This window comes from Chamaesiphon minutus PCC 6605, from assembly GCF_000317145.1.
GTDB lineage: Bacteria > Cyanobacteriota > Cyanobacteriia > Cyanobacteriales > Chamaesiphonaceae > Chamaesiphon > Chamaesiphon minutus.
In genome coordinates, this window is sequence record NC_019697.1 from 3,309,983 (window position 1) to 3,336,469 (window position 26,487).

At 45.4% G+C, this 26,487-nt stretch carries 29 protein-coding genes and 1 pseudogene; 18 read left to right on the forward strand and 12 right to left on the reverse strand.

Translation table 11 applies throughout. The features are described 5' to 3' along the window. Window positions 1-7 precede the first annotated feature (7 nt). Complete coding sequence (locus tag CHA6605_RS15120) at window positions 8-883, forward strand: ferritin-like domain-containing protein (RefSeq protein ID WP_015160304.1); 876 nt, start codon at window positions 8-10, stop codon at window positions 881-883. A gap of 124 nt (window positions 884-1,007) precedes the next feature. Here CHA6605_RS15120 and CHA6605_RS15125 read toward each other — a convergent pair whose 3' ends face one another. Both CHA6605_RS15125 and rppA read right to left on the reverse strand, forming a co-directional pair. After that, complete coding sequence (locus tag CHA6605_RS15125) at window positions 1,008-1,832, reverse strand: sulfurtransferase (protein WP_041549439.1); 825 nt, start codon at window positions 1,830-1,832, stop codon at window positions 1,008-1,010. Between the two features lie 208 nt (window positions 1,833-2,040). Continuing rightward, entirely contained in the window at window positions 2,041-2,724 is a 684-nt protein-coding gene (gene rppA / locus CHA6605_RS15130; RefSeq protein ID WP_015160306.1) for a two-component system response regulator RppA, read from the reverse strand. Window positions 2,725-3,199: 475 nt separating this feature from the next. Here rppA and CHA6605_RS15140 point away from each other — a divergent pair, with 475 nt between their 5' ends. The 5 genes from CHA6605_RS15140 (at window position 3,200) to CHA6605_RS15160 (ending at window position 7,251) form a co-directional block, all read left to right on the forward strand. Continuing rightward, a complete protein-coding gene (locus tag CHA6605_RS15140) occupies window positions 3,200-4,879 on the forward strand; it encodes a protein kinase domain-containing protein (RefSeq protein ID WP_015160307.1) in 1,680 nt (559 codons plus the stop codon). A gap of 315 nt (window positions 4,880-5,194) precedes the next feature. After that, window positions 5,195-5,647 (forward strand): (2Fe-2S) ferredoxin domain-containing protein, encoded by a 453-nt coding sequence (locus tag CHA6605_RS15145; protein WP_015160308.1) that lies wholly within the window; start codon window positions 5,195-5,197, stop codon window positions 5,645-5,647. A gap of 120 nt (window positions 5,648-5,767) precedes the next feature. Then, a complete protein-coding gene (locus CHA6605_RS15150; RefSeq protein WP_015160309.1) occupies window positions 5,768-6,124 on the forward strand; it encodes a ssl2009 family thylakoid membrane protein in 357 nt (118 codons plus the stop codon). A 186-nt stretch (window positions 6,125-6,310) separates the two neighbouring features. After that, the gene (locus CHA6605_RS15155) at window positions 6,311-6,595 is read left to right on the forward strand and encodes a YggT family protein (RefSeq protein ID WP_015160310.1); all 285 of its coding nucleotides are present in this window, start codon (window positions 6,311-6,313) and stop codon (window positions 6,593-6,595) included. 110 nt (window positions 6,596-6,705) lie between these two features. Beyond that, the gene (locus CHA6605_RS15160; protein WP_015160311.1) at window positions 6,706-7,251 is read left to right on the forward strand and encodes a DUF456 domain-containing protein; all 546 of its coding nucleotides are present in this window, start codon (window positions 6,706-6,708) and stop codon (window positions 7,249-7,251) included. 53 nt (window positions 7,252-7,304) lie between these two features. Here the strand turns inward: CHA6605_RS15160 and CHA6605_RS15165 are convergent, their stop codons facing one another. The 3 genes from CHA6605_RS15165 to CHA6605_RS15175 all read right to left on the reverse strand — a co-directional run bounded on the left by CHA6605_RS15165 (window position 7,305) and on the right by CHA6605_RS15175 (window position 10,584). Beyond that, entirely contained in the window at window positions 7,305-8,495 is a 1,191-nt protein-coding gene (locus CHA6605_RS15165; RefSeq protein ID WP_015160312.1) for a type IV pilus twitching motility protein PilT, read from the reverse strand. A gap of 77 nt (window positions 8,496-8,572) precedes the next feature. Then, on the reverse strand, window positions 8,573-9,244 hold the full coding sequence (locus CHA6605_RS15170) for a response regulator (RefSeq protein WP_015160313.1): 672 nt from the start codon (window positions 9,242-9,244) through the stop codon (window positions 8,573-8,575). After that, window positions 9,244-10,584 (reverse strand): sensor histidine kinase, encoded by a 1,341-nt coding sequence (locus tag CHA6605_RS15175; protein WP_157259999.1) that lies wholly within the window; start codon window positions 10,582-10,584, stop codon window positions 9,244-9,246. Before CHA6605_RS15175 ends, CHA6605_RS15170 begins: the two co-directional genes overlap by 1 nt. 346 nt (window positions 10,585-10,930) lie before the next feature. Between CHA6605_RS15175 and CHA6605_RS15185 the strand changes: the two genes are divergently transcribed. From CHA6605_RS15185 to CHA6605_RS15205, 5 genes are all read left to right on the forward strand, one after another. Further along, complete coding sequence (locus CHA6605_RS15185; protein WP_015160315.1) at window positions 10,931-11,341, forward strand: Spy/CpxP family protein refolding chaperone; 411 nt, start codon at window positions 10,931-10,933, stop codon at window positions 11,339-11,341. A 58-nt stretch (window positions 11,342-11,399) separates the two neighbouring features. After that, the gene (locus tag CHA6605_RS15190) at window positions 11,400-11,687 is read left to right on the forward strand and encodes a hypothetical protein (RefSeq protein WP_015160316.1); all 288 of its coding nucleotides are present in this window, start codon (window positions 11,400-11,402) and stop codon (window positions 11,685-11,687) included. 144 nt (window positions 11,688-11,831) lie between these two features. Then, window positions 11,832-12,647 carry a sterol desaturase family protein gene (locus CHA6605_RS15195; protein WP_015160317.1) on the forward strand — a complete coding sequence of 272 codons (816 nt, stop codon included), beginning with the start codon at window positions 11,832-11,834 and terminating at the stop codon, window positions 12,645-12,647. An 847-nt stretch (window positions 12,648-13,494) separates the two neighbouring features. Further along, window positions 13,495-14,016 carry a LabA-like NYN domain-containing protein gene (locus CHA6605_RS15200; RefSeq protein ID WP_015160319.1) on the forward strand — a complete coding sequence of 174 codons (522 nt, stop codon included), beginning with the start codon at window positions 13,495-13,497 and terminating at the stop codon, window positions 14,014-14,016. 292 nt (window positions 14,017-14,308) lie between these two features. Next, a complete protein-coding gene (locus CHA6605_RS15205) occupies window positions 14,309-15,919 on the forward strand; it encodes a 2-isopropylmalate synthase (protein WP_015160320.1) in 1,611 nt (536 codons plus the stop codon). A 201-nt stretch (window positions 15,920-16,120) separates the two neighbouring features. On the opposite strand, the gene cofG is transcribed toward CHA6605_RS15205, so the two are convergent. After that, window positions 16,121-17,071 (reverse strand): 7,8-didemethyl-8-hydroxy-5-deazariboflavin synthase subunit CofG, encoded by a 951-nt coding sequence (cofG, locus tag CHA6605_RS15210; RefSeq protein ID WP_015160321.1) that lies wholly within the window; start codon window positions 17,069-17,071, stop codon window positions 16,121-16,123. Window positions 17,072-17,133: 62 nt separating this feature from the next. Further along, window positions 17,134-18,024 (reverse strand): annotated as a pseudogene (locus CHA6605_RS15215) (AAA family ATPase); the annotation flags it as partial. A 217-nt stretch (window positions 18,025-18,241) separates the two neighbouring features. On the opposite strand from CHA6605_RS15215, the gene pyrH reads away from it, so the two are divergent. From pyrH to CHA6605_RS15235, 4 genes are all read left to right on the forward strand, one after another. Continuing rightward, window positions 18,242-18,970: a UMP kinase gene (pyrH, locus tag CHA6605_RS15220; RefSeq protein WP_015160323.1), complete on the forward strand. Its 729-nt coding sequence runs from the start codon at window positions 18,242-18,244 to the stop codon at window positions 18,968-18,970. Beyond that, the gene (gene frr, locus CHA6605_RS15225) at window positions 18,957-19,505 is read left to right on the forward strand and encodes a ribosome recycling factor (RefSeq protein ID WP_015160324.1); all 549 of its coding nucleotides are present in this window, start codon (window positions 18,957-18,959) and stop codon (window positions 19,503-19,505) included. The genes pyrH and frr overlap by 14 nt, the downstream gene beginning before the upstream one ends. Window positions 19,506-19,620: 115 nt before the next feature. After that, window positions 19,621-19,947: a hypothetical protein gene (locus tag CHA6605_RS15230; protein ID WP_015160325.1), complete on the forward strand. Its 327-nt coding sequence runs from the start codon at window positions 19,621-19,623 to the stop codon at window positions 19,945-19,947. Between the two features lie 86 nt (window positions 19,948-20,033). After that, window positions 20,034-20,573, forward strand: coding sequence for a GIY-YIG nuclease family protein (locus CHA6605_RS15235; RefSeq protein ID WP_015160326.1), 540 nt, complete (start codon window positions 20,034-20,036; stop codon window positions 20,571-20,573). Window positions 20,574-20,720: 147 nt separating this feature from the next. Here CHA6605_RS15235 and CHA6605_RS15240 read toward each other — a convergent pair whose 3' ends face one another. Continuing rightward, window positions 20,721-21,044 carry a 2Fe-2S iron-sulfur cluster-binding protein gene (locus CHA6605_RS15240; RefSeq protein ID WP_041549448.1) on the reverse strand — a complete coding sequence of 108 codons (324 nt, stop codon included), beginning with the start codon at window positions 21,042-21,044 and terminating at the stop codon, window positions 20,721-20,723. A gap of 123 nt (window positions 21,045-21,167) precedes the next feature. Between CHA6605_RS15240 and CHA6605_RS15245 the strand changes: the two genes are divergently transcribed. Together CHA6605_RS15245 and CHA6605_RS15250 are read left to right on the forward strand one after the other, a co-directional pair. Then, window positions 21,168-22,127, forward strand: a complete 960-nt coding sequence (locus CHA6605_RS15245; RefSeq protein WP_015160328.1) for a trypsin-like serine peptidase — start codon at window positions 21,168-21,170, stop codon at window positions 22,125-22,127. Between the two features lie 235 nt (window positions 22,128-22,362). Further along, the gene (locus CHA6605_RS15250) at window positions 22,363-23,166 is read left to right on the forward strand and encodes a tetratricopeptide repeat protein (RefSeq protein ID WP_015160329.1); all 804 of its coding nucleotides are present in this window, start codon (window positions 22,363-22,365) and stop codon (window positions 23,164-23,166) included. Here the strand turns inward: CHA6605_RS15250 and CHA6605_RS31680 are convergent. From CHA6605_RS31680 to CHA6605_RS15260, 4 genes are all read right to left on the reverse strand, one after another. Next, window positions 23,138-23,704, reverse strand: coding sequence for a transposase (locus CHA6605_RS31680; protein WP_051038651.1), 567 nt, complete (start codon window positions 23,702-23,704; stop codon window positions 23,138-23,140). The two genes, CHA6605_RS15250 and CHA6605_RS31680, sit on opposite strands and share 29 nt — an antisense overlap. After that, window positions 23,701-24,375, reverse strand: coding sequence for a transposase (locus CHA6605_RS31685; RefSeq protein ID WP_051038887.1), 675 nt, complete (start codon window positions 24,373-24,375; stop codon window positions 23,701-23,703). Before CHA6605_RS31685 ends, CHA6605_RS31680 begins: the two co-directional genes overlap by 4 nt. Then, the gene (locus tag CHA6605_RS35100; RefSeq protein ID WP_198288598.1) at window positions 24,293-24,484 is read right to left on the reverse strand and encodes a hypothetical protein; all 192 of its coding nucleotides are present in this window, start codon (window positions 24,482-24,484) and stop codon (window positions 24,293-24,295) included. Before CHA6605_RS35100 ends, CHA6605_RS31685 begins: the two co-directional genes overlap by 83 nt. Window positions 24,485-24,692: 208 nt before the next feature. Further along, entirely contained in the window at window positions 24,693-25,580 is an 888-nt protein-coding gene (locus CHA6605_RS15260) for an IS982 family transposase (protein WP_015329006.1), read from the reverse strand. 266 nt (window positions 25,581-25,846) lie between these two features. Here CHA6605_RS15260 and CHA6605_RS15265 point away from each other — a divergent pair, with 266 nt between their 5' ends. Continuing rightward, complete coding sequence (locus CHA6605_RS15265; RefSeq protein WP_015160330.1) at window positions 25,847-26,389, forward strand: tetratricopeptide repeat protein; 543 nt, start codon at window positions 25,847-25,849, stop codon at window positions 26,387-26,389. Window positions 26,390-26,487 lie beyond the last annotated feature (98 nt).

Below are 26,487 nucleotides of genomic sequence, written 5' to 3' on the forward strand. Positions count from 1 at the left end.
AAACATCATGACAGTTGCCTACCCTCGCAAATTCAACAACAGTCTCAGTGCCAGAGAGATTCTCAAACGCGTAGTTAGCGATCGAGAAATTCACCTCATTACCCTCAATCGCTACCGCTACAACGAACAACGCAGTTGCAAAGATCTGACCGAATTAATCGAGCAGCTCAATGGCAACCCGCCAGAATTAATTCGCGATCTATCCCATCACGTCAATGATGAATCTCGTCATGCCATGTGGTTGACAGATTTGCTCGTAGATCTGGGTGGCCCTCTGGATACCCCACCAGGTGTATCGTACATCGATGAATTCAATCGGTTAATCGATCGCGAAACCTACACTACCGCAGAAGATGGTGTCATTGCCGCCCTAGCTGCAATTAATGTCACCGAAAAACGCGGCTGTGAGTTTTTCTCAGCTCACATTCACGCCCTCAAAGCTGCGCCTCAAACTGAAGAAAATATCAAGATCCGCGAAACGATCGAGAAAATTTTCCCAGAAGAAACCGGACACGTCCGCTGGGGCACCAGACAACTAGCTAAAATCGCAGCTAAAAGTCCCGCTCATCGCCAAAAAGTCGAAATAGCCAAACGTAAGTTTGTCGCGATCGAACAAGCGGCATTTGAATCGGGGATGGACATCATGTTTGGTGCCGAATTACGCCGCGTCAATAACTTAATGGATGTCGTCAACACTCTACCGCTATGGGAGCGTCCTCAATACCTGATGGCGCGCCTACCCGAAACCCTTCTCGATCCCGAACTCCAAAAAGTCCGCATGACTGCCGCTCAAAAAGCCTGGGATCGCGATCCGCAAGCTTTTGTGACTAAGTTTATTCCGATGTTCTTGGGGAATGGGGGAATTGGGGAAAGTAGGTTTTAGGCTTTAGGCTTTAGGCTTTAGGTTTTCAATATTGAAGACGCCAGCGTCTTGTGAGTAGGTCGAGCAAATACACACAGTGGTTCCAATATCTAAAGCCTAAAGCCTAATCCCTAACATCTAAAGCCTAATTAGAGATCCAATCACTCCAACTTCCTGGATACAACTTGGCTCCTTTGATGCCAGCTAGCTCTAGAGATAATAAATTCACACAAGCCGTCACTCCCGAACCGCAGTAAACTATCGGCTCGACATCGGGTGAAATTGCCGTCCAGCGTTGTTGATGTTCGGCGACGGATAAAACGAATCCTTCGGGATTTGTCACACCTTGCCAGGGATAATTGACAGCACTGGGGATATGTCCGGCTACCGGATCGATCGGTTCGGTTTTGCCGAGATAGCGATCGGGTTCGCGGGAGTCGATGAGGATATGCTTGGCTGAATGTTGAATGTCTTTAACTCGATCGATGTCCACGATCCATTCGGTTCTAACTTGTGGCTTAAAATTACCAGGAGCGGACGCTGCTGGCAACTCGGCAGTCACGGTAAAGCCAGATTCGACCCAATTACTATAACCACCGTCTAGTACTGCGACTCGATCGTGACCGTAATATCGCAACAGCCACCACAACCGCGCCGCAAACCCCAAGCGCGAATCATCATAAGCAACGACTAAAGTATCGGGATTAATCCCCATCGTTGCTAATTTGGCTCCTAAGACGCGATCGTCTGGCAAAGGATGTCTGCCACCACGAACCCCAGCCGGACTCGATAAATCGCGATTTAAGTCCAAATAATGAGCTTCCGGCAAATGTGCCGCTGCATACTGTTGTCTGCCCAAATCTGGATCTGCCAACGCAAATCGACAATCGACGATCGTCAAATTGGGATTCGATCCGGTAACTAAATAACTATGTAGCAACTCTGCGGTGATGACAGGAGAACTTAGCATTATGGGATTGGGGATTGGGGATTGCGGATTGGTAAAACCTTTTTGCATTATGCAGTCGATAGATCGAGTCAGGAGCAGTTGCTTAAATCGGGATTGAATCTCTGAAGACGATCGACAACCTGGCCACCGATAACCATCATAAACTTAGAGACGATCGCAAACAGAGATAACACAGAGCCTCAAGTCCAATCCCCAATCCCCAATTCTCCTACCCCCTCCCAATCCGATATCCCTTCCCATAAACAGTCTGAATCAACTCTGGCGAGCCTTTGACCTCGATTTTCCGCCGGAGCAAACGCACTAGCGCAGCCAGCACATTGCTACTCGGTGCAGTATTTTCCCCCCAGAGAAAGGCTTCGATGCGATCGTGTGCGAGGACTTGTCCGGCATTTTGCATTAGATAGCCAAGTAATTTGGTCTCTTTTTCTGAAAGTTCGATACTTTTACCCTTGATATAAGCAAGTTGATTGCCCATATCTAGTTCCAAATCGTCTACCTGAAGTCGCAATTGTGTCGGCGGTGCATCTGCGGTTGGGGGACGGCGCAGGAGCGCGCGCACTCTAGCAAGCAATTCTCGCAATTCAAACGGCTTGACTAAGTAGTCATCGGCTCCAGCATCTAGCCCGAGCACTCGATCGTCGAGCGTATCTTTCGCTGTCAAAAACAATACCGGAGTACGATCGCCGCGATCGCGTAACTGTTGACAAATTTGCAGCCCAGTTAGATGGGGTAACATCCAGTCTAAAATGAGCAGATCGTAATTGTTGTTGGTAGCTAATTGGCAACCGACGCGACCATCGGTCGCGACATCAATGGTATAGCCTTCTCGACTCAATAGCCGACTCAATGGTTCTGTCAGAGCGGCTTCGTCATCAACTAATAAAATTTTCATTTGCAGTTTTTTACGAATAGATGAACGATTCTGACTAATGCGAGGGTATGATAAGAGCGGTTCGATATCTAAAACTAGCTGCAATCGTCTTTATACAAATATAACTAGCTAACCATCAATTCACCGCTCTAGCCTTATCATGCCGCTATTTTATCGGTTGCCGATTGTGACAGAAGAGATTATGAAACTATAATTACGTAAGTCAGGCTAGACAAGATAAGATCGGAATTTGCTAGTTGTGGCATCGAGATTGCAGCGCGATCGATCGAGAGCGATCGTTATGGATTATCTACACAAAATCTACCAATAACTGCGAATTCGATTCGGCAGAGCCAATGCTGCACGAACGAGTGGGTGGAGGCAATTTGCACTCTCTCAACAAATTTGAATCGCTGCCGCTAGAGAATAAAACATTCTTAGCGATTTTTGGGTAAACTCTCTATATTCTCCTTAGTTCTAGGCGTAAGTTCTGGTTATGCAACCACCAATTCCATTGGGAACATTGCTTCAACAGCGTTACCGCGTGACCAAAATATTAGGTCAGGGGGGTTTTGGCCGTACCTACTTATCTCAAGACACTGGTTGTTTTGATGAAATGTGCGTACTTAAAGAATTTAGCCCTAACGATCGCGGTCGCGACGCGCTCAAAAAGTCTAAGGAGCTATTTCAGCGCGAAGCTCAAGTATTGTATCAAATCAATCATCCTCAAATCCCGAAGTTTAGGGCCAACTTTGAAGAGCAAAAACGACTCTTTTTAGTGCAAGAGTATGCTGAGGGGAAAACAGTCGCCAAAACTCTGAGCGATCGATTGAAAAATAATACAACTTTTAGCGAAGCGGAAGCGGTAGAATTTCTACAAAATATGTTGCCCGTACTATCGCATATTCATGGCATGGGCATCATTCATCGCGATATTTCTCCTGATAACATTATTTTCCGAGATCGCGATAAGTTACCCGTACTAATCGATTTTGGCGTGGTCAAAGCAGGCGTTACCCAACTAGAAGTTTCGACCCAAATTCACCAAGGTACCACTGTTGGCAAAGCTGGCTACGCTCCAGGCGAGCAGCTCCAAACAGGCGAAGCTTATGCCAATAGCGACCTCTACGCATTAGCAGTGACGGTTGTAGTGATGATGACTGGGCGCAAGCCCGAAAGTCTGATCGACAAAAGTACCATGACTTGGAAATGGCACCAGTGGGTGCCGACTCTCACCCCATGGTTTGCCAAAATTCTGAATAAAATGCTCAGCCGGATGCCCAATAGTCGGTATCAGTCGGCAAACGAAGTCGCTCAAGCCTTGCGCTCGGTATCGGACTTTGTAGGGCCTTCGGCAGCACCAGGACATGCCACTGGCAACCTTACCCCGCTAACTGGAATACCATCTCGCCCAACGACATCCGGCTACGAGCAGCCTTCTACCACCAACAATTCTGGCTCGGTTCCACTCTCGCGAGTCAAGCGGACGACAACCAGCGTCAAATCTAGCAACTATTCCGCCAAAAACACTCAGCCGCCACCGCAAAATCCCCTGCGCGGGATCTTGAACACCCCCTGGGGAACTGCGCTGGGTTCGACAGCCGCAGCCGTTATCTTTATTATCATCCCGCTATTTTTGGTCAGTCGATCGCTGACGACCTCTAGTAGCGGTTCCAAAACGCCAACTCCCGAACCAACTCTAGCCACACCAGCTACAGATCCGATCGCCACGCCAACGCCAATTACCGTACCTCCACCAGTTGTTGAGAGCGTGCCGCCGTCTCCACCAGTTACAGCAACGACCCCAGCACCTGCTACAGTTACGGCAGAAGCATTAAGTGTCGAAGTCGGCAAACCGCTGGTCAAAGAAGGCGCGCTCGATCCTAGTAAACCAACAGTATTCAGCCTGAACTTACCCGTCGGTCACAAACTCAAGGCTTCACTCGCCAGCACGCCTGCGGGAGCGACGATGAATATCCTCGCGCCCAATCAAGCAAATGTCGATGTCTATGCCAAAAATACGGTCAATTGGGAGGGCACTCTGCCACTAGCGGGGGAATATCGGATCGAGATCGTCCCGCTAGCTGGTGCCGCCAGTAACTATAAGCTAGAAGTGATAACCAATCTGGCACCAACGCCAGAGGTGTCGGCATCGCCTGCGCCAGTCAGTAGATAACCCAAGTTGCTACCTATAGAATGCCTGCGACTAAAGTCGCGGCTAATGCTGCAAAGTCCGCCTTCGCGGACTAATAAAGTAGTCCGCGAAGGTGGACTTTGCACTACGAGCAGCGGTTTTTAACCGCTGAGGTTGTAGGTAGCAACTTGGGTTAGATAATAAACTAAGTTGCTAGTTACAGATTTTTAGTGTGGAAGGGGGAAAGGGTAAAGGAAATTGTTATATCCTTTCCCTACAATCACCGTGCGAATATAATTAGCAACTTGCGTTAATAATAGAGATTGTCACCAGCACAGATTTGAGATCTGGACATTTATGGATGAAGAATCGATCGATATTGAGATGTTTGCTGAGTCGATCGCGAGTTTGGGACTCGATCGGATCTCGCGGCATATTTTGATTTGCGCCGACCAAACTAAACCGCTATGTTGCTCTCAAGCCGAGAGTTTAGTGGCCTGGAATTATCTCAAAAACAGACTCAAAGCACTCAAGCTCGATCGTCCTGACTCGCTCCCTGGGACTGTTTTTCGGACGAAGGCTAATTGTCTGCGCGTCTGCCATCACGGCCCGATTGTCGTTGTCTACCCCGACGGTGTTTGGTATCATTCGGCAACACCACCAGTATTAGAGCGCATCATTCAAGAGCATTTACTCGGCGATCGCATCGTTACAGAATATGCTTTTTTAGTACATCCTCTAAAAAATTATCAAAATACCAATGTGGCAGAGATCCCCAGCCAAGTAGCAGCTAACAAAGAAGAGTCTTAATTTTCGATCGTCCCTGCTCCCCGCTCCCAACTCCCCAACAATTTTTAGACCAATGACATTTGCGGCGATCGGCTAGGGGATAATTATAGAATAGTAATATAAAGTTCAAGAGATCGAGCTATGAGTAATCGCGATGGATTCACGGGTGGATTTTGGTTGGGCACGCTCGTCGGTGGTGTCATCGGCGGGATCGTTGGCGCGACAGTTGCCTCTCAACGATCCAATCAAATCGATGCTGAAACCGAAAACGGCAGGTTATCAGGCAGTGGCGAAAGAAGACCGCTCAAATCCAGCCGTCGGCGGAGCTACGATCGAATGGAGCTAGCTCGGCAGAGTTTGGATGCGAAAATTAATGACTTAAATAACGCCATCGATTCTGTCAGATCTTCGATCGGACATCCCCCTGGAGATATGTTCGATCCCTCGTTCGAACGCCTCAATGAAGACGTCAAGCCTCAAAAATCGATCGACGCCTAAATCTAAATCGGGACGCTCGATCGTCTAGTACTAAGCGGCATAATTTAGGGTACCGTATTTTCGATTCCCGCTCCCCGCTCTAGACTAATGATTGAGTCGGTAAATACGGTATGTCAAGCCATTCGTGAATTACCAGTCGATCGGTTAAACTAAGTTGAGTAGATTTGAATTTAGATACTAACTTTTATGGAAAACGCCGCGATCGTCCCCTTATTAATCATTAGCTTTTCAAAATTTCTAGAATATTATTCATACATTCTCATCGTCCGATTACTGCTAACTTGGTTTCCAAATATTGACTGGATGCAGCAAATTATTGGATTCCTCAGCCCGATTACCGATCCTTATCTCAATCTATTTCGGTTTATTCCTCCAGTCGGAATGCTCGATCTATCGCCAATCCTAGCTATCTTTGCCTTGCAATTTGCCATGCAGGCATTTGCAGCACTCACGCCAGTATTGTTAGGCTAATCAAGACTATCCGTCGCTCGATCGCCAGTTCCCATCATTTTGATGCAATGTTTTTTGCAAAGTGGTAGGGCGCGATTTACTGCAATCAAATAACTATTCATACCCCCAACGTGACAACCACAACACTGATTTATGTTGCTTTACTACTGACGACCTTAGTAGGGGTCGTTGGGGCTGTAGTCCCAGTAATGCCTGGGCCGATCTTAATTTTGGGCACATCGATCGGGGCGGGATTTCTCTATAATTGGGATAATGCCACTGTGACGATCGTCGTCTCTGGTGTTGTCTTCGTCATGTGTTTCGCGATCGAGCAGTTATCGGGCATCTGGGGCGCGCAAAAAGCTGGAGCCAGCTATTGGGGTCAAATTGGTTCGATCGTCGGTCTATTCCTCGGATTCTTTGGGCTGCTGCCAGCTTTACCCGTGGGCGGCCCACTGGTGGGACTGTTTTTTGGGCCGTTTATTGGTGCGGTTGTGGGCGAGTTGTTATATCCACGTCAGGTGCCGCTAGCCGAGCGAGTTAAAATTTCGGTCAAAGCTGGTGTCGGAATCGTTCTTGGTTCGGTGCTAGGTCTGATTTTGCAAGGTTTATTATCCCTGTTTGCCGCGATCGTCTTTGTCGTAACTACTTGGCATCTGGGGATGGGGATTAATTAATAATCGATCGTCGATCGATAGCCCCGACTATCCAAGAAGTCGGGGCTGTGGCTTTAGATTTTACCGCGTAACATCATTGCCATTTCGTTAGGTGTGGGCGAGAGTTCGAGAGCGGTTTCTTCGGTGATCCGGCCTTCTTGATAGAGCGAGAATAGAGACTTATTCATGGTAATCATCCCGTCGAATTCGCCATCGGTCATTAGTGGGGCAATTTCATCATATTTACCATCCCGAACGTAGTCTTTGACAGTTTCGGTATTGATTAAAATATCGTGATAAGCCGCTCGTTTACCGTCGGTGGTACGACATAAACCTTGAGAGATGACAGCAACTAGCGATTCTGCCAGCGATACCCGCATGACGGCTTGTTCTTCTGGCTTGAATAGATTCAGAATCCGCTCGATGGTTTTGATCGCACTATTGGTGTGCAAAGTACCGATGACTAAGTGTCCGGTTTGGGCGGCTTTGAGTGCGGTATTGACTGTCTCGCGATCGCGCATTTCTCCGACCAATATTACGTCAGGATCTTCACGCAGTGCCGCTTTCAACGCGGTGTCAAACTTGAGTGTATTTGCCCCGACTTCGCGGTGTTTGATCAGCGCGCGCTTACTTTTGTGAATAAATTCGATCGGATCTTCGATCGTGATAATATGGCGCGGCATTTCTTTATTCATATAATCGACCATTGCCGCCATTGATGTCGATTTACCCGAACCTGTCGGCCCCGTGACCAAAATTAAGCCTTTATGATAGTGGCAGACATCGCGGAAGACTGGCGGTAATCGCAATTCCTCGACTGTGGCAATTTGCATCGGAATCAGTCGCATTACCATCCCATAGCCATACAGGGAATCAAATAAATTGATCCGCACCCGCGCGAAGTCATATTGGGTAGCTCCATCAAAGTCTAGCTTCTCCTGAAATGTCCGAATATCATCTTCATTCAACACTTCATGCAACCAGGACATAAAAGTTGGTAGATCGGTTTCGGGGTAGTTAGTGGTTTCGATTTCCCCACGATTGCGAAATCTGGGCATTTCACCGACACCGACATGCACGTCCGAATAGCCTGCGTCAAAAGCTTCCTGCACCAATGCGCTGATGCTGGGCTGTCCTGGTGGTAGTTTGTAGCTGGGTGCTGTTATCTGTGGTTTGGTGGCCGCCGAGGGTGGGGGTGGCGGAAAATTAGTAGATAGGCTAGGCATTGATGGCGGTGGAGCCGGGACGTTACGGGAGTTTACCATAGGTCGATCGGGGGGATGATTTTATGCGACTACTCTCGTTTAGCTTGCCCAAATTTTACCCTTCGATCGACTTTTAACTAAGAAAAATCGTCCATACCTCTTTGGAGAGCGACGATCGCCAGTTGGGTGCGATCGCGTAAATTTAATTGGCTTAAAATGTTGGTAATCCGATTTTTGACTGTTTTCTCTGCAATAAATAAAGCGTCGGCAATCTCCCGATTACTTGCCCCCTGGGCGATGAGGCAGATGATTTCTCGCTCTCTAGGGGTTAACTGCTCCCAACCAGTTGAGACCACTAAAGCCTTTTTTGGAGCGGGTTGTGCTAGTACTTGATGTGCTAAGCCGGGGCCGATTTGAGTATGGCCTTTCCGAACGAGGCGGATTGCTTGAGTCAATTCTTCAAAAGGTGTATCTTTGAGCAAATAACCAGATGCTCCGGCTTGGAGAGCTTGGGAGACATATTCGCGATCGTCAAATGTGGTTAAGACTAGCACCTTTGTGTCGGGAAACCGCTGACAGATTTCCCGCGTGGCTACTACGCCATCCATCACTGGCATTCGGATATCCATTAGCACCAGATCTGGCGGCAAATTCTCGACCGCATCGTTGGCAAAGCCTTCTAGCAGAGAAATCGCTTCCAGTCCGTTTTCTGCTTCTCCTACGATTTCCAATTCTGGATCGGTTTTGAGCAAGGCACGTAAACCCCGCCGGATTAGATTTTGGTCGTCTACCAGTACTAGGCGAATCATCACGATTTCGCTCCAGCGGGAACGGCAGCAATGAGGGGCAAAGTAACTTGGATTTGACAGCCCCGACGCGGTGCTGTGGTAATTTGCAATTCGCCGCCTAGTGCGGCGGTACGTTCTTGCATTCCTTGCAGTCCAAATCCTGATGGCTTGTGGCTCAGATCGAATCCCTGTCCGTTATCTTGCATCGTGGCGGTAATTGCTGTCTCAGTTTGACGAATCTCGATCGCGACTTCTGTAGCTTTTGCATGTTTGCGGATATTTGTCAAGCTTTCTTGTGCCAGCCGATAGAGAGTGAAGTCAAGTTCGATAGCCAGTGGGATGGCGATTTCATCAGTAAAAGTGGGGGCGATGCCTGTAGTCCGCTGGAAATCTCTCACTAAATTCGCGATCGCTTCTTGGCGAGATCTACCCTGCAACGGATCGGCACGCAAGAGCGTCACAGACTCCCGCACATCCTGCAATGCTTGAGATCCCAACTGTTTGACTTCTTGCAGCAATGCTTCGGCTTCTAGCAGGTCTGTCCGCAGCAATCTCAGGGCGGCTCCAATGTGGATGTTTACCACTGTCAGTGAGTGTCCCAAGGAATCGTGAATATCGCGGGCGATCCGGTTGCGCTCCTGTTCCGTCGCTAATTCTTCGATCCGTAAGGCATATTCACGCAAGCGGGTATTGGCATCAGCGAGTTGTTCCTGTCCTTTGCGCTCCGCCAAAATCGTATCTACCAGCAGATGCAGGAATAAAAATACTAAGCTAAACACGATCGTTAAACCAATCCACGCTACGCCAGTTTGAGCAATGGGAATTGCAAACAGCAACCGACCAGACCACAGTCTGTAAGTTTGAGAGAACAGACAGGCAATAAAAGCCAGTAAAGTAATTGCCAAACGTACTTGTCCTTGGTGAGGATCTCGTCCGGCTAACAATACGCAATTGCGGAGCGTCAGCACGACATACAACAACGACGGTGATGGAAATTCGCCGCCAAACGTCAGTAATAACAACAGGCTAAATTCTGCGGTTGTATAGAGTAGTTTATAGTTCCAATCATGTGGCAAGCGCAATCTCATTGCCGCAAACATTACCAACCCCAACATATTTAGCGCGGGAAAACCTAAATTGGGGTTACCGATCGCGACCAGGATTTGGACGATCGCTGCTACCGCCAATAATACCCATTCCAGCCGTAATAAGAGCTGAATTGGTGACGAATGCTGATGACTGAGGGATAAACTCATGACGATCGAGAAAACTACCAACTCAACAATAGCCGATCGATCGTCCAACCGACTAGGGATAAAGTCCCGCAGAATTCGGGTTATGGCAACCGCAGTTAGGGGCAAGGTGGTTATATCGCTGGCGATGGCAATGGTAACTACAAGTCTGGTAGTTATAGTTACGGTTACTCAAGTTACTAGTAGTAATTAACGATCGCGCTCAAAACCCGGAAATCCAACCCAACGTTAGTAATTCTAAATTAAAGTTATATCTCCGATCGAACTTGTTAGCTGAGGACGATCGGATTTTTTGTTGAGTTTGCTTGCATAACATTTCCAAACGATCGAGACCAAATTTATCCCCGATCGATCGGGACAAAATCCCAAATAAATGGGGACGTTCGACTCTATTGAATCGAGGTTGACCCGGCTTATATTGATAGACATAGAGCGATAGCAACCAGGAACTTTGATGAATCACCACCGCACGGCAATTGCGATCGGTAGCGTTATGACCGCCCTCGTAGTAGTAACGCCCGCCCAAGCTCAACCTGTCGCACTCACACAGTTGTTCCCCGCACTGGTTGGAGTCAAACTCCAACCCGCACAAACAGCTAGTTTAGCGCAACTCAGTCAGCAGACCTTACCGTTAGTCAGACGGTTGCTCTCTTCCACCCAAGTGCAACAGTTTGATGCTGCACTTGGGCAGGGTCAATCGGTAAGAGCTGCATTATTCTCTCTCGATCTATCGAGATCGCAACAATTTAAATTGTCCCGTAAATTGCAGTCGGTCAAATCGCAACTTAACGAAATTCTCACACCCGAACAACAGCAGCAAGTTATTCAAAATGCACTTGCTTTACCACAACGATCGATTAGGTAGCAAATCGTAACTGAAAGATCTAATTAACTCAGTCAACCATCATAACCAGGAGTTTATCATGCAGAAATCTATTCTCAATCTATCTATTTCGATCGCATTACTAATTATCGGCTGTTCTCAAGCAGCCTTTGCTCAACAAACTACAATTCGCACTGGCCCTTATGGTAACAGTAGTGTCACCAACCGCTCCTATAACGGTAATGGTAAGCAAACCACGACTCGCACTGGCCCTTATGGTAACAGTAGTGTCACCAACCGCACCTTTACTGGTGCTGGCAAGCAAACCACGACTCGGACTGGCCCATATGGTAAAACTGGCACCACTACTCGTTCTGTTGGCAAATAGGTCGATTCGATCGCCTTTTGAATTGCTATCCTCAATTGAGTACTTCACTGGGGAGGCTAAATTATTTAGCCTCCCCTTTTATCGCTCCAAAATTAGTTCGACTTTAACTTCTTTTATTGGTTCTCCCCGCTCCCTGAAGATATTATGCAGCACGGTTTAATTTACTTTTTTTACCCAATTCTATTAGTAGCGGTCGCAATTGAAATATATTTTAGTAGCAATAGTCGCCACCGGAATTATCATTGGCAAGAGAGCATTGCTTCACTATGGATTTTTCTGATTCATCATTTGACTCAAATCCTGTTTAGGTTCGTACCTACAGGGATCTTATTCTTTGCTTGGCAGCATCGATTATTGACGGTGTCATTCGATCGGTGGTGGAGTATTCCTTTATTATTTATCTCGCTCGAATTTTGTTATTACTGGTATCATCGTGCGGCTCATCAAGTTCGGTGGCTGTGGGCGACTCATGCCGTTCATCACTCCATCCAATATTTTAATTTATCCGCTGCCTATCGTTTGGGCTGGACGGGTTGGTTGTCGGGGAATATTCTCTTTTTTATGCCATTGAGTTGGTTGGGCTTTCACCCAATGGCAGTTGGCATTGGGCTATCGTTAAATTTATTATATCAATTTTGGATTCATACCGAATTAATTCCTAAACTGGGTGTTTTTGAACTAGTATTCAATACACCTTCCCATCACCGCGTTCATCACGCTTCTAATTCTGAATATATCGATCGCAATTACGGCGGCGTGCTGATTATCTTCGATCGATTATTTGGCACGTTTGTTGCCGAAAAATCCGATCTACCCATCATCTATGGGTTGACGCATTCACTGGCTGCTCACAACCCCGTCAAAATTGCCTTGTATGAGTGGTATCGCATATTGAAAGATATTGTCGTAGCCAAAACATGGCGGGAGCGATTGAGGGCGATTCTCGGTGCGCCTGTTTGAAGATCTCCTGCTCGAATCGATCGAGGCAACGGGGCAATCTTTGGCTATAGTCCCTACATTTTTCGGTACGAAAGCATCTCAAAAATTTGACAGATCTCCCTTCTCTAAGAGGGTGACACAGCACGAGTCAACCGACCGAATCGCGCTGTGTCTTTTTTTGTATTCTAGGCGATCGCTAGCTCGCTCTAAATTTGGCCATTTCAGAGATTTATCCGATTGCTGATGGGTATTATAAGTCTATCTACTAAACCTAATGGATTTTTACCAAAAATCGACACTCTATCCCCCCGACACCGTATGTAGCCTAGATAACATCGGTATTGAAGTTACGATTGTAGTCAGAACGCTCTTAGAAATAAGTGAATTCACTGATTAGTGTTGGGATAACAGAGCATTAGCCCATTGGCGTTAGCGTAGCCTCTGACTTATCAGAATCTCCTTTGGAGAATCGCACGAACTTTGGTAAGATATAACTCATATATACATTATTCTCGTAAATTATTATGCTAACTGTCAAAACTTTACAGGTAAAGTTCGGTTCGAGCTAAGCCTATCGTTCGAGCTAAAGTTGTCCGATTATTTGATGGCTACCACATGCGATCGACACCTTGTTGTAGCGGCGATAGCCAAAGTGTTAAATTCTATATCTTAAAAATTAATTATCTAAACTTAGCACCAAAGTCAATCTTTCGATTTTCATGTATCTAGAGCTGGGTACTCCTAAGCCCTAGACGTTCGTGCTAGCTTAATTTGTCTGTATCTAAATCGCTAAGGTCTATATTGGCGTATCCTCTCCAGTGGAGAGTCGATTTAACTTAACTATAAAAATAACTAGGTAATATATATAATGTTCTCTGCTGCTAACCGTCTCTCAATCTTTGTGGACGGTAATAATATGTTTTATGCCCAACAAAAAAATGGGTGGTTTTTCGATCCTCGGCGCGTGCTAGAGTATTTCACGAAAGAACCAGAATTAATGTTGATTAACGCTTTTTGGTATACTGGATTGAAAGATGCTCAAGATCAACGGGGCTTTCGCGACGCACTGATCAGCCTGGGTTATACAGTTCGTACTAAGATTCTCAAGGAATATTATGACGACACCTCTGGTCGCTATTCCCAAAAAGCGAATCTCGATATTGAAATCGTGGTCGATATGTTTAATACTGTAGATCAGTACAATCGAGTCGTGCTATTTAGTGGTGATGGTGATTTCGAGCGCGCGATCGAGCTACTGCGATCTAAGAATACCCACATCACAGTGATCTCCACCGAAGGGATGATTGCCAGAGAATTGCGAAATGTTACCGATCGCTACATCGATCTCAATGACATTCGCGAACGCATCGAGAAAGTTGATTCTTTATAGGAGAACCAGTTCGAGTGTTAGAACAGCAACCAAAAATAATAATACCATCCATGTTATTTGAGTTACTAGTGCTTATTTAGGTGACAGAATTTATAAAGACTATGATTAGTCTTTATTCAATTTAGGAGTCTGGCGATCGATAGTTAATTCTCAAAAATCGCGTTTCCATCCTAACCCATCTGTCACCTTAAACATATCGTCAACATAGATACTCAATTTTTTGTGAGAAGTCGGGTATCTAGCAGTCCGATTAGTAACTCTTGTCGCTATTATTTTTTAGGTATCTAACGTTATGACCGAACAAACATCATCAGACCGCGTAATTATTTTCGATACTACTTTGCGCGATGGCGAACAGTCTCCAGGTGCAACCCTCAACGCCGAGGAAAAGCTCACGATCGCCCGTCAATTAGCACGCTTGGGTGTCGATGTCATCGAAGCTGGTTTTCCCTACTCTAGTCGGGGCGATTTTGAAGCAGTCCAACAAATCGCCAATCTAGTCGGGACGCCATCGGGGCCGATTATTTGCGGTTTGGCACGCGCGAGCGAAAAAGATATTAAAGCTGCTGCTGAAGCTCTCAAACCTGCGGCAAAATCGCGCATTCATACATTTATTGCGACGTCGGATATTCACCTAGAGTATAAACTCAAAAAGACTAGAAAAGAAGTCTTACAAATCGCTGGCGAAATGGTCGCTTATGCCAAATCCTTCGTCGATGATGTGGAGTTTTCGCCAGAAGATGCCGGACGCAGCGACCCTGAATTTTTGTATGAAGTACTAGAACGTGCGATTGCTAATGGCGCGACGACTGTCAATATTCCCGATACCGTTGGTTATACAACACCCGCTGAATTTGGTGCCTTAATTAAAGGGATTAAAGAGAATGTCCCCAATATCGATCGGGCGATTATTTCCGTTCACGGACACGACGATTTGGGATTGGCTGTGGCTAACTTTTTGGAAGCAGTAAAAAATGGTGCGCGCCAACTAGAATGCACGATTAACGGTATTGGCGAACGCGCTGGTAACGCCTCGTTAGAAGAGTTAGTAATGGCACTACATGTGCGTCGTCAGTACTTCAACCCCTTCTTAGGTCGTCCGGTCGATTCTACCGCGTCGCTGACAAATATCGATACTCGTCAAATTTATAAGACATCCCGCTTAGTATCGAGCCTAACTGGAATGCTCGTTCAACCCAATAAAGCGATCGTCGGTGCCAATGCTTTCGCTCACGAATCGGGCATTCATCAAGATGGTGTGTTAAAAAACAAGCTCACTTATGAAATTATGGATGCTCAGTCGATCGGGTTGACTGATAATCTAATTACACTGGGCAAATTGTCCGGTCGAAATGCCTTCCGGACGCGTCTATTAGAATTGGGGATTGATTTATCGGAGAACGATCTGAATAAAGCTTTCTTGAGGTTTAAAGACGTCGCTGATAAGAAAAAAGAAATTACCGATCGAGATTTAGAAGCGATCGTTAATGATGAAATCAAACAAAGTCCCGAAATCTTTATTCTCGATCGCGTGCAAGTCGCTTGCGGCGATCGCGCTCAACCGACTGCTACGGTTACGATTCGGATGCCCAATGGTGAAGAATTAACCGATGCCGCGATCGGCACTGGCCCGGTAGATGCTATTTATAAAGCAATCAACCGCGTTGTCGATGTACCGAATCAGTTAATCGAATTCTCGGTGCAATCGGTGACAGCAGGTATCGATGCGATCGGTGAAGTGACAATTCGCCTCAAGTATCAGGATTATACTTATTCTGGATATGCTGCGAATACAGACATTATCGTCGCTTCCGCACAAGCTTATATCAACGCGCTCAATCGTTTGTACGCTGCAAAAACTAAGTTGGAAGAAGCAGCTAATCAGTTAGCAGTTAATAGTTAAATTAATTGATAATTGATAATTGATAACTGGGTTGTTAAGGTGATGTTTGAAACCCCTTAGCCCCCACCCCCAACCCCTCTCTTTTGGTACAGTGTTCCCCACTCACTGGTTTTAAGAAAGGGATCGATTGTGTAGGGGTGCCCCTTATAGGTACCCCCAAATCTATAACAACTACTAATACTTTCTGCACTCTCGCTAGTTTCAAACTAGACAGGCTTTACTTGTGCGAACATAAGCTTGTAATCGATCGGACAAATCATGGACTCGATCGGGATAAACTGGCAATCTCGGACGTAATTCCCAGCCAGCATTGGCGAGTAGGCTAGTTAATTCTGATAACTGCAAATGATGATAGTCGGGATTGACTTCATCTTTAGGAACTATACCGCCTAAATCTCGCGCACCCGCATTCAGACAAGTTAATAATAAATCGGGATTGGGAATTAAATTCGGCGGGATCTGAATCGCAACATTAGTCGGTAATATTTGTCTGGCTAAACTAATTACTACTGGTAATTTTTGAATGTCAAAACCCATTCCTGAAAAACTTTCCTGGCTACCGGGACTATAAGGTTGGAGGATGACTTCTTGAATATGCCCCCAGCGATCGTGAATATCCGCAATTGCTTGTAAACTACTTTCCCAATCGATTGCAGATTCGCCGATGCCTAATAGTAACCCTGTCGTAAACGGGATTTGTAGCTTACCAGCCCAATCTAGTTGTTCGAGTCTGATTTGAGGTAATTTACTCGGTGCGTGACGATGCACTCCAGCGAGTAAAGCTGGATCTAGAGCTTCTAGCATCAATCCCATCGACACATTAACTTGTGCTAATTTCTCCATTTCTCTAAAGCTCAAAGGGCCAGCATTCGTATGTGGCAAAAAGCCCATCTCTAAAGCTAGATTGCCCAGATCGTAAATGCGCTCGATCCAAGCTTGGCGGCGTGAAGATCGGGGATGCACCTCGCCACTTAAAATCAAGATTTCACAGACATCTTTATCCTGAAGATCGGCCAAGATTTGAGTGGCTCGATCGAGTGTCATCCATTTGTCAGCACCTGGATCGACTCGGAAGTTGCAGTAACTACAGCGATTGAAACACTCATAAGTCGGGACGATCGTATATGCCGGACTGTATGTAATAATTGGCATTCAAATAGATGAGATTTTAGGTAATTTGGGTCGATTCGATCGATCTAAAAAGATTTAGGTGGCGCGCCATAGCGGACGCGATTGTATTCTTCTACCAATCTACTTTCATCGACAGATTTTTGTTCTTGAACTAATAGGTTGCCAAATTCAATCAGCCGAGCAAGCGTAAAATATGGCTTAGGGAAAGTGGGTTTGATACCAGATGCCGGATTGACAACTTCGATCGAGAGTCGCTCTAAGCCGACTTTGTGGATGAAATCTCTAATTTGTTCGTCATAAATCCGCGCACGCATCGCTGCGAAAAAATCAACAGCTCGATCGGGAAATCGATCCACTAAATTAACTATTTCGCGCTCGGAAATATTATCTGGGGCAAATATACCCCTGACAATCCCGATTTTATCCTCGCGCGTCGGCACCCAATAATACTTTTCCATGCGGCCATCGCGAATTAAGGGCGCGTAGAGAGTAGATAAATCGTTGCCAGTGACAATAATCGGAATTCGCGGTAGGGGTGTCGAGTCATAACTACCTGGTAACTGGACGTTCGTCGGATGGTCGGCAATATTCATCAATGTCGCATTGACCAACTGCGTATTGACAGTATACTGAGTCCCTTGGTCGAATCTCCCCGCCCCAGCATCGATATCATTAATGACTAATACCGCCATTCTGCCGCGTACCTTAATGATTTCGGCGGCTTCCCGATATCGCAGCCGAATCAACCGCGCCGAATCCCCAGCATCGGGACTTTCCAATTCCCCCGCCGAAATGTGGATTGCTTCCACCTTCATTCGATCGAACACCAATTCACACTGAAAAGTTTTTCCCTCGCCTTTACGCCCATGTACGCCCAGAATCAGCGGCACTTTTACCCCCGGTAAATCGAGAAAATTTTTGGTGATGTGGACGGCTAATTTATCTAAGAATGCAGGCGCGATGTAGTAATCCATGAGTAAGTGGATAGTGGATAGTGGATAGTGAATCGTGAATAGAGTTTAACGCGCAATGCACGTAAGATAGCCGCCAAAATCAGATCCTTAACAACTAGCTCACTACTATCGACCATCCGCGATCCACTATCCACTACCCACTACCGACTATTCACTATCGATCGCCGTTTCCTGTTATTGTGGATGGGAGAAAATCTGAGTTGAGAAGATAAACAACATGGGGACGACTTACCAACGGGTATTGCTCAAGTTGAGTGGGGAAGCCCTGATGGGCGATCTTGGTTATGGCATCGATCCGACGATCGTCCAAGCCATCGCGCAAGAAGTAGCCGAAGTCGTTGCTAGTGGTGTCCAAGTCGCCATAGTCGTTGGTGGTGGCAATATTTTCCGTGGAGTCAAAGCTTCCGCTAAAGGCATGGATCGAGCTACGGCTGACTATGTGGGGATGATTGCCACTGTGATGAATGCAATTACGCTTCAGGATGCGTTAGAACAGAAAGGGGTACAAACCAGAGTCCAAACCGCGATCGCGATGCAGGAAGTCGCCGAACCCTATATCCGTCGCCGTGCCATCCGCCATCTCGAAAAAGGTCGGGTAGTGGTGTTTGGAGCGGGTTCTGGGAATCCATTCTTTACCACCGATACCGCTGCCGCGCTGCGTGCTGCCGAGATCGATGCTAATGTGATTTTTAAGGCTACCAAAGTCGATGGCGTATACGATGCCGACCCCCAAACCAATCCTGATGCCAAACTGTTTAAGAGTTTGACTTTTAAGCACGTTCTCGATCGGGATTTACGGGTGATGGATAGCACGGCTATTGCCATGTGTCGGGAAAATAATATTCCGATTATCGTCTTCAATTTATTTGAACGGGGCAATATTCAGCGAGTGGTAGCGGGTGAAACAATTGGTACTTTTGTAGGAGGTTCTTGTGAAATTTGCTGATGTCGAAGGTCATATGCAGAAGGCGGTGGAATCCGTCGGGAGATCGTTTAATACCATTCGCACCGGACGGGCGAGTACTAGCTTGCTCGATCGAGTGACGATCGATTATTATGGGACGCCGACGCCATTAAAGTCGCTGGCAAATATCGGGACGCCCGATTCGACGACGATTACCATTCAACCATTCGATCGCAGTAGCATGAGTACGATCGAGAAAGCAATTTCGCTCTCGGATATTGGCTTGACTCCCAATAACGATGGTTCGACAATCCGGCTCAATATTCCGCCACTTACTGGCGAACGTCGCAAGGAATTTGTCAAACAAGCTAGCAAATATGCCGAGGAAGGTAAAATCTCCGTCCGCAATATCCGTCGCGACGCGATCGATTTTATTAAAAAACAAGAAAAGGCTAGCGAAATTTCTGAAGATGAATCGAAAGATCTTCAAGATAAAATTCAGAAGCTAACCGATAAATATGGTGCTCAAATCGATCGGGTGTTGGCTGAAAAGGAAAAAGATATTATGACAGTTTAAGTCTGGACTGACTAAAATGCTCGCACGAGTAGGTTGGGCATAGCTCGATCTACTCGCTCTCATGTCCAATCGATAAATCCGCATACATCGATCGTCGCTCGCAAACTACTTGGTTATGAAAATAAAAGTAATTGAAAACTTTGATGGTAGTTTCACACTCGATCAACAAGCACGATCGATATTATTTGGCTTACTAACTAGCGAAAAATTTCTCCAACAAGTTGCCGAGCAGGCTAACTGTCAATCCTTAACTTTTACCGAAATATTATTTCAGCCCGTTCCTTATAGTGCGGGTACGCCCAAGGGAATGCCAGCCGAGATCGAACGCTATCATCAATCCCCAGAATATCTAATTATTAACGTGCCGCCTAATTTTATGTTTGCGGCTAAGATATTTCAACCCAGTCGGCTATGTGCGATTTATCAAAAAATTAGCGAATAGACTTTAGGCTTAAAGGCATTGTCATAGAGAAGTAACTAAAACCTAATGCTTATTACTGAAATTTTCAACTATAAAATTTAACAATTATGTCATCAAATACCGATATTCCAAGTTTAGGAAGCTTGGAGTTTTTACCATATATTGATGATGGCGGAGAATTACCGATCCAGCTCCAAAATAGAATTGGTATTTATGCAATTTTTGATGAGTTGCAAGTTTTACAATTCGTCGGTTATTCACGAGATATTTATCTAAGTCTCAAACAACATTTAGTCAGAAAGCCGGAAGCTTGCTATTGGGTAAAAGTGACGACGATCGATCGACCCAATCGGACATTTCTCGAAAATGTGCAGTCGAGCTGGACTACCGAAAATGGTAGCATCCCCCTTGGCAATGCAGCCGATAGTGCCCAATGGTTAGATCCGATTTCCACCCATCATGCCATGACCGCTGCCGAAAGCGATAGCTTTGCCGATCTCGATGGTGTCGCTCAAATCAAGCTGCTCAAGCAAGTCTCTCGCCGCGTCGAAGAAACTATCTTAGCCACACTCCAACAGCGCGGCGTCCACACCGAAATTCGCTTCAATCCCAAGCTCAAAGAGCAAGGTTTACTAGATCTAAAATAGATTGCTGCTCTCGGCGGAAAAGAGATAACTCGATTGCAACAACAGAAAATTATCCCTCAATTCAGCAACACCCTGCTAGATGTTGCTGAATTGAGGGATGATTCGCTCTCATCCAACGCCCGAAAATGCAAACCGCCTAGAGCCAGATTAACGCTGATGCTGTCCGAACTGTAACTCGTACACCTCATCCTCCTTCTCAGTTGCGATTTTCAGATTGGAACGTGGATAAGCAACGCATAGTAAGGCATATCCTTGAGCCTGTAATTCTGGACTCACGCCCATGCCCTCGCCTTGATCTACCTCTCCTTCTAATATCTGCGCAGCACAAGTAGTACAGACGCCAGCATTGCAAGATACTGGTAAATATATTCCTGCCGCACCAGCAGCGCGTAAAATCTGTTTATCTTCAGGAACTTCGATCGTGTGAACTTCTCCCTGATGATGGATCTCTACGGTATAAATTTGTGTCATAAAATGATAATTATAGTGTGCCAGGATGTTTGAGGAGATATTCTCCACTTTACCAAGTTCTGGTACTAGCAAGTCATGCCACAAACACGGTTTCGGATTCATACTTGCCATCGATCTACACCAATGCGTTCGATCTTAAAGTTTAGCCGCAACATTGGCGTGGGGATATTACTGACGCTCGGAATCGGCGGATATTTAGCAGATGTCACCGTCAATGCCGCAATTTTCGATCGCGCTGGACGGAAAATACCCGATCGGGAAGTAAACTCAGATCGGGTCAATTGGCAACTACTCTCTGCCATCACCGATCGCAAATACAATGGCGTTGGCGTCATTGATACCAATTATGGCGTCTGTACTGGATTTGCCATTAATAGCGGCACTCTGGGCGCACCTGCATACGTCCTCACCAACGGTCATTGTCAAGGTAGCTCTCGCAAACTACCCAACGAGCGCGAAATTTTAGTCGATCGATCGACTAAGACCAATTTTATCGTCAACTATTTTCATGATTTTAAGCCCCAACGTGCGACTTTTGCCGTCAAACGGATGGTCTATGGCACGATGAAAAATAACGATATTGCCATCCTGGAATTAAAGATCACCCAGGGGGAATTGCTCAAAGCCGGAATCGTACCCCTCCAACTTGCGCCCCAACCCGCAGCCATCGGCGAACCGCTGATAGTTGTTGGCATACCTTCGGAAGGTGTCAAAGAAGAACTCAATTTCCTTCATGCTGCCACCTGTAAAGCCGGAGAACGCGCCAATGTTAAAGAAGATGTTTATAACTGGACGCAATCGATTCGCCACCAGTGCAGCATTGTTGGCGGTATGTCTGGTTCGCCGATGATCTCGCGGCTGACACAGCAAGTCGTGGGAATTATTAATACTGGCGTTAATGACAGTGCCAGCAACCAACCCCAATGCAGTCTAAATCGCCCATGTGAGGTCGTCAAAAATAACTTAGTGCAAACTTTTCCTCAAGAAAATTATGGTCAGTTAGTCGATCGCATTCCCACTTGTTTCGATCGACGCGGGATCTTCAATCTTCAGCAGTCTAGCTGTCAACTAGAACGTCCGTAGATACAGTAGATCGTCAGCAGTTGTCTGGATACTAAACAGATAGCTAGAGTAGCTAGACACTATAAATAATTTTGATGTAAATAAAGTGTAAAATTGCAACATCCTGGGAATACTAATTAATAATTAGCCAGAAAGTCGAGCGACTTAGCTTTAAGAAGTTCGGGCATCGATCGATGCCAACGAATTTTTTGACTCATACTATCTCTAGCTAAACAGTACTCTAACAATCGCAGTTATGTCGAACTTAGATACTGGCGATCGACTATTAGGTGCAGGCAACTTTGCTGAAGCGATCGCCTGTTACGATCTGATTATCGAAATCGATCCGTTTCAGCATCATGCCTGGTACGGTCGCGGTCTTGCCCTCGCTCGATCCGCAAAATATCGCGAAGCAATCGAGAGTTTTGATTGCGCGCTAAATATCCAGCCAAATGAAGAGATGGCTTGGATAAATCGCGGCACTGCGTTTGGCATCCTCGGCGAATTTACCCAAGCACTTGCTAGTTTCGATTTAGCTCTAAAAATTAACGCATATAACAGTGAAGCTTTATATGGCAGAGGTTTGGCTTTAAATCAGTTAGGGCGAAATACCGAATCGCTGGCTAGTTACGAGCGCGCTGTCAAAATCGATTCAGACAACTATAAAGCTTGGCATAATCGCGGCGTACTGCTTAACGAGCTGACCAGATATCAAGACGCGATCGACTGTTTCGATCGCGCTCTAGCCGTCAATCCAGATTTATATCAAGCTTGGCAAAGTCGGACTCTTTCATTACTGAATTTAGAGCGATATGCGGAAGCAATTATTAATTGCGATCGGTTACTTGCACTCGAACCAAACAATCCAGAAGCGTTTTATCAACGCGGGATTGCATTGAGTATGTTGACTAGATATGATGAAGCAATTATCGATTTCGATCTGGCCTTGCAAATCGATAGTGGTTATTATTTAGCTTGGAAAAATCGCGGCTATGCCCTCGATCGATTGGCGCGACATTCAGAAGCACTGGCTAGCAGCCTGTCGGAGAAACACATTTAATCCCCATTAATCGATGCAAACGTCTGAAATTGTAGGCGAGGCAGACAAGATTCCATTCTCCGGCTGCTTTGGTCAAGCCTCTTAAAGAGAACTGGCGAAACCCTATTGTTTCTTTGATAATACCAATAATCGGTTCGACGGTACACTTTCGTAACCGATAAAATGCTCTTCCTTCATCGGTTTGCAGCTTGTATGCCATCTGTGCTTTCAGTGTTGCCGCTGCCACTGGTGGATCTGGTTGTTGTGACAATATAGTTTGCCAATAATCCTGATGAGAATGCCGCCCGGTAGCTATGTATGGCTCAATTTGACGTGTCTCCAAACCCTCAATATTAGTCACGCTGAAGTAGCCAGTATCTAATGCTGCTCGCTTGGGCTTGCCGACTCTACGATCGATCGCATCGACAGTTGGTAGTGCATCAAGTTGGTCATTAGGATGATTGGATAGAGTGTTGGAAATAATTAATAAAGCTTGATGCTCGATCGCAATCTGACCATTATAATGCTGGTCAAAGCCTTTGTTACCACTATTTTTCATGATCCGTGATTGAGGATCGGTGAAATTGTATTGCGCTCGATCGGTGATGGCAAAAAAGGGGGTGATGGAACCCTTCCGCTCGGCTTTTTCCCTGTTTTTTCAATATATGCTGCTCGTTCTGCCATTTTTTCAACGTATTTAGACTGGTCTAATTCGTATTGCTCTTGCGCTCGATTATGTAATTCTTGTTTTGCCTTCTCAAGATGAGCTAATCGCTCCTTCCTCCGCGCAATTTCGGCAACAACATCGACTTCTTTGTCTATCTTAATTCCATCTGCTTTTTGACCCAATTTTATCAATTTTTCCACTTCCGTTCGTAATTGCATCTGAATTTCTTCTAAACGTTTGTGGCTCACTGCCTTACTTTTGGACGCATCTGCGTGAATCTTTGTCCCATCAACACTAATGTCTTCAACTTTCAATACATTAGCTGCAACTGCCATTTCCAATATTTGTACAAATAGTTCTTTAATCTGTTCTAGAAATCTACTCCTAAAGTTGGCAATCGTATCATGGTCTGGATGTAAGTTACCAGCTATAAATCGAACTGGCATTGATTCGTAGCTCGCTTTTTCCAATCCTCGCGAACTAAAGATTCCAGTCGCGTAACCGTATACAAGCATTCCTAACAAAATTTCTGGTGCAATTGGTGTTCCACCCCTTGGCTCCATATGCACTATAAATACTACTGAGGTCGAGTTGAGCGATCGTTTGCACTACAAATCGGGCAAGATGGTCTGGTGGCAAGCATTCTTCGATACTCACTGTTTGTTTTAGCATTGCCTCGTAATCTACCGTTTTGAATTTCCGCACCAATCGTTTTACCCTTAGTAACCTGAGTTCGATGAGGCATAGCCTCATCGAACTCAGATGTGACAACATGTTCAGCTTAATAGCAAATTTTATGTAAATTTTGGCACGATAAAACCCATCATTAAGATGATTAATGATTGAAAATATTGAGTTAAGTTAATAAATAAATAATCGGCTAAATAGGAACAATACTAAAGAAGTTTTGAGCAGGCTCATCTAGCTTCAAACTCGGCTTTTTAGGTTGATGAGTATAAGCAATTAATGCTGTAATCAGATTTAGCATGAAATTATGCAAGCTCCGATGGCGAGAATGGACTAAATAACAAATATTTTTTAACTGGTCATTTACCGTTTCAATCAGCGAGCGTTTCCGAAGTGATATTTTGTCATCCATCAAGATGAGCTTGTTTTTCATATTAGATTTTAGTGGCGTAATTAGCTGCAATCCTTTATTTAATAATTCTTCAAATAGTTCTTTCTTAATATATCCTTTGTCTCCAAATATTTTTCCTGATATTCCCTGTGTCATTGATGGCAAATGTGTGCGGTCATCGACATTGCCAGGTGTGATTTTGCAGCTTAATATCTCTCCGCAATCATTAATAATTAAATGAAGCTTGAATCCAAAGTACCATCCCATAGAACTCTTACTCAGCTTGGCAGTTTCTTTGAAAACCTTATTTCTTTTAATTCTTTTTGGGTGACAAACTGGAATAGCCGTGCTATCCACGAAACTAATTCCAGTCACCTTACCTTGACGAGAGTTGAGATAATAAAGGCAAGCTATTAAAACATTTGGCATCAACTCCACCATTCTATTGTAACTAACCAACTTTGGAAAATAATCAGTTAAGTTTTGACAAACATTTTTGAGGTAATAATCCTTAAATGTTCGATAGCTTGACTGATGGAAATGAATAGAAATAGTCATGACCTCGCTCAGTGATAGGCCGCAGCGTTTTGGTAAGCTATTACCGTTGGCAGGGAAAGATATTGATGAAAAAGTTGCTAGCCAATCTTGGCAGAAATCATCTATTTCACAAAATAGTTCGGTTAAGTCCATCATCTAAGTGTGGTTTTCTAATATATATATTAATTTAACCAGAATCAGAGATTATACATAAGGGTTGCAATGCTATTTGTACTTTTATTTGCCGACCGCTCCTCAGAACTTTTAATAACTTATTAATTGTTAATTATTTGTAATTATCGATCGACGTTTTACTTCCAAGTCATTATCAATAATCAAAGCTTATTGATAATGACTTGGAAATATCTCATTTTAATAATTGATGTTTATGACTCAAGCACAGTCAGAGACTTGATTTGATGATGAGGCACAGCCTCATCGAACTCAGGTTTAGTAGTCTCCCGATCCTAACCGAAAAATCTTATCTCCGACAGGCTGCTAGTCACGATCGTTCGCTCGCAATAGAGCCAAACGACCCGACGGTTTGGTATAATCGCGGCAACTCACTACTTTATTTAGAAAAATACCCAGAAGCAATTGCCAGCTACCATCGCGCGATTCTCTTTGAGAAAGGCTCTGCCAACGAGATCGACCCGAAATTATCGGCAGCCTGGGGTAATTGTGGAGTTGCATTGGACCGATTAGGTCGATATTTAGAAGCGATCGATTGTTACCGTGAAGCCGTAAATATTGCTCCCAACTATAGCGAAGCTTGGTGCAATTGGGGGGTAGCATTAGGCCGATTGGAGTGCTATGCAGACGCACTGGCTTGCTTCGATCGCGCTTTGGCAATTCACCCCGACGATCTTACCGCTCGGACGATGCGGAACTTAGTGCTGACTCATTTAGATCGATCTAACGCAGCCATTTCGACCTCGCCCGATTCTGTCTCGGTACTCTGATAAGCTGTTACTAATTTAATTTACGTCTCCCCTCTCCGCTTCCAAAAAATCTCATGTGCGATCTAAATGTCTAGCAGCTTATGCTAGTCATAATGACC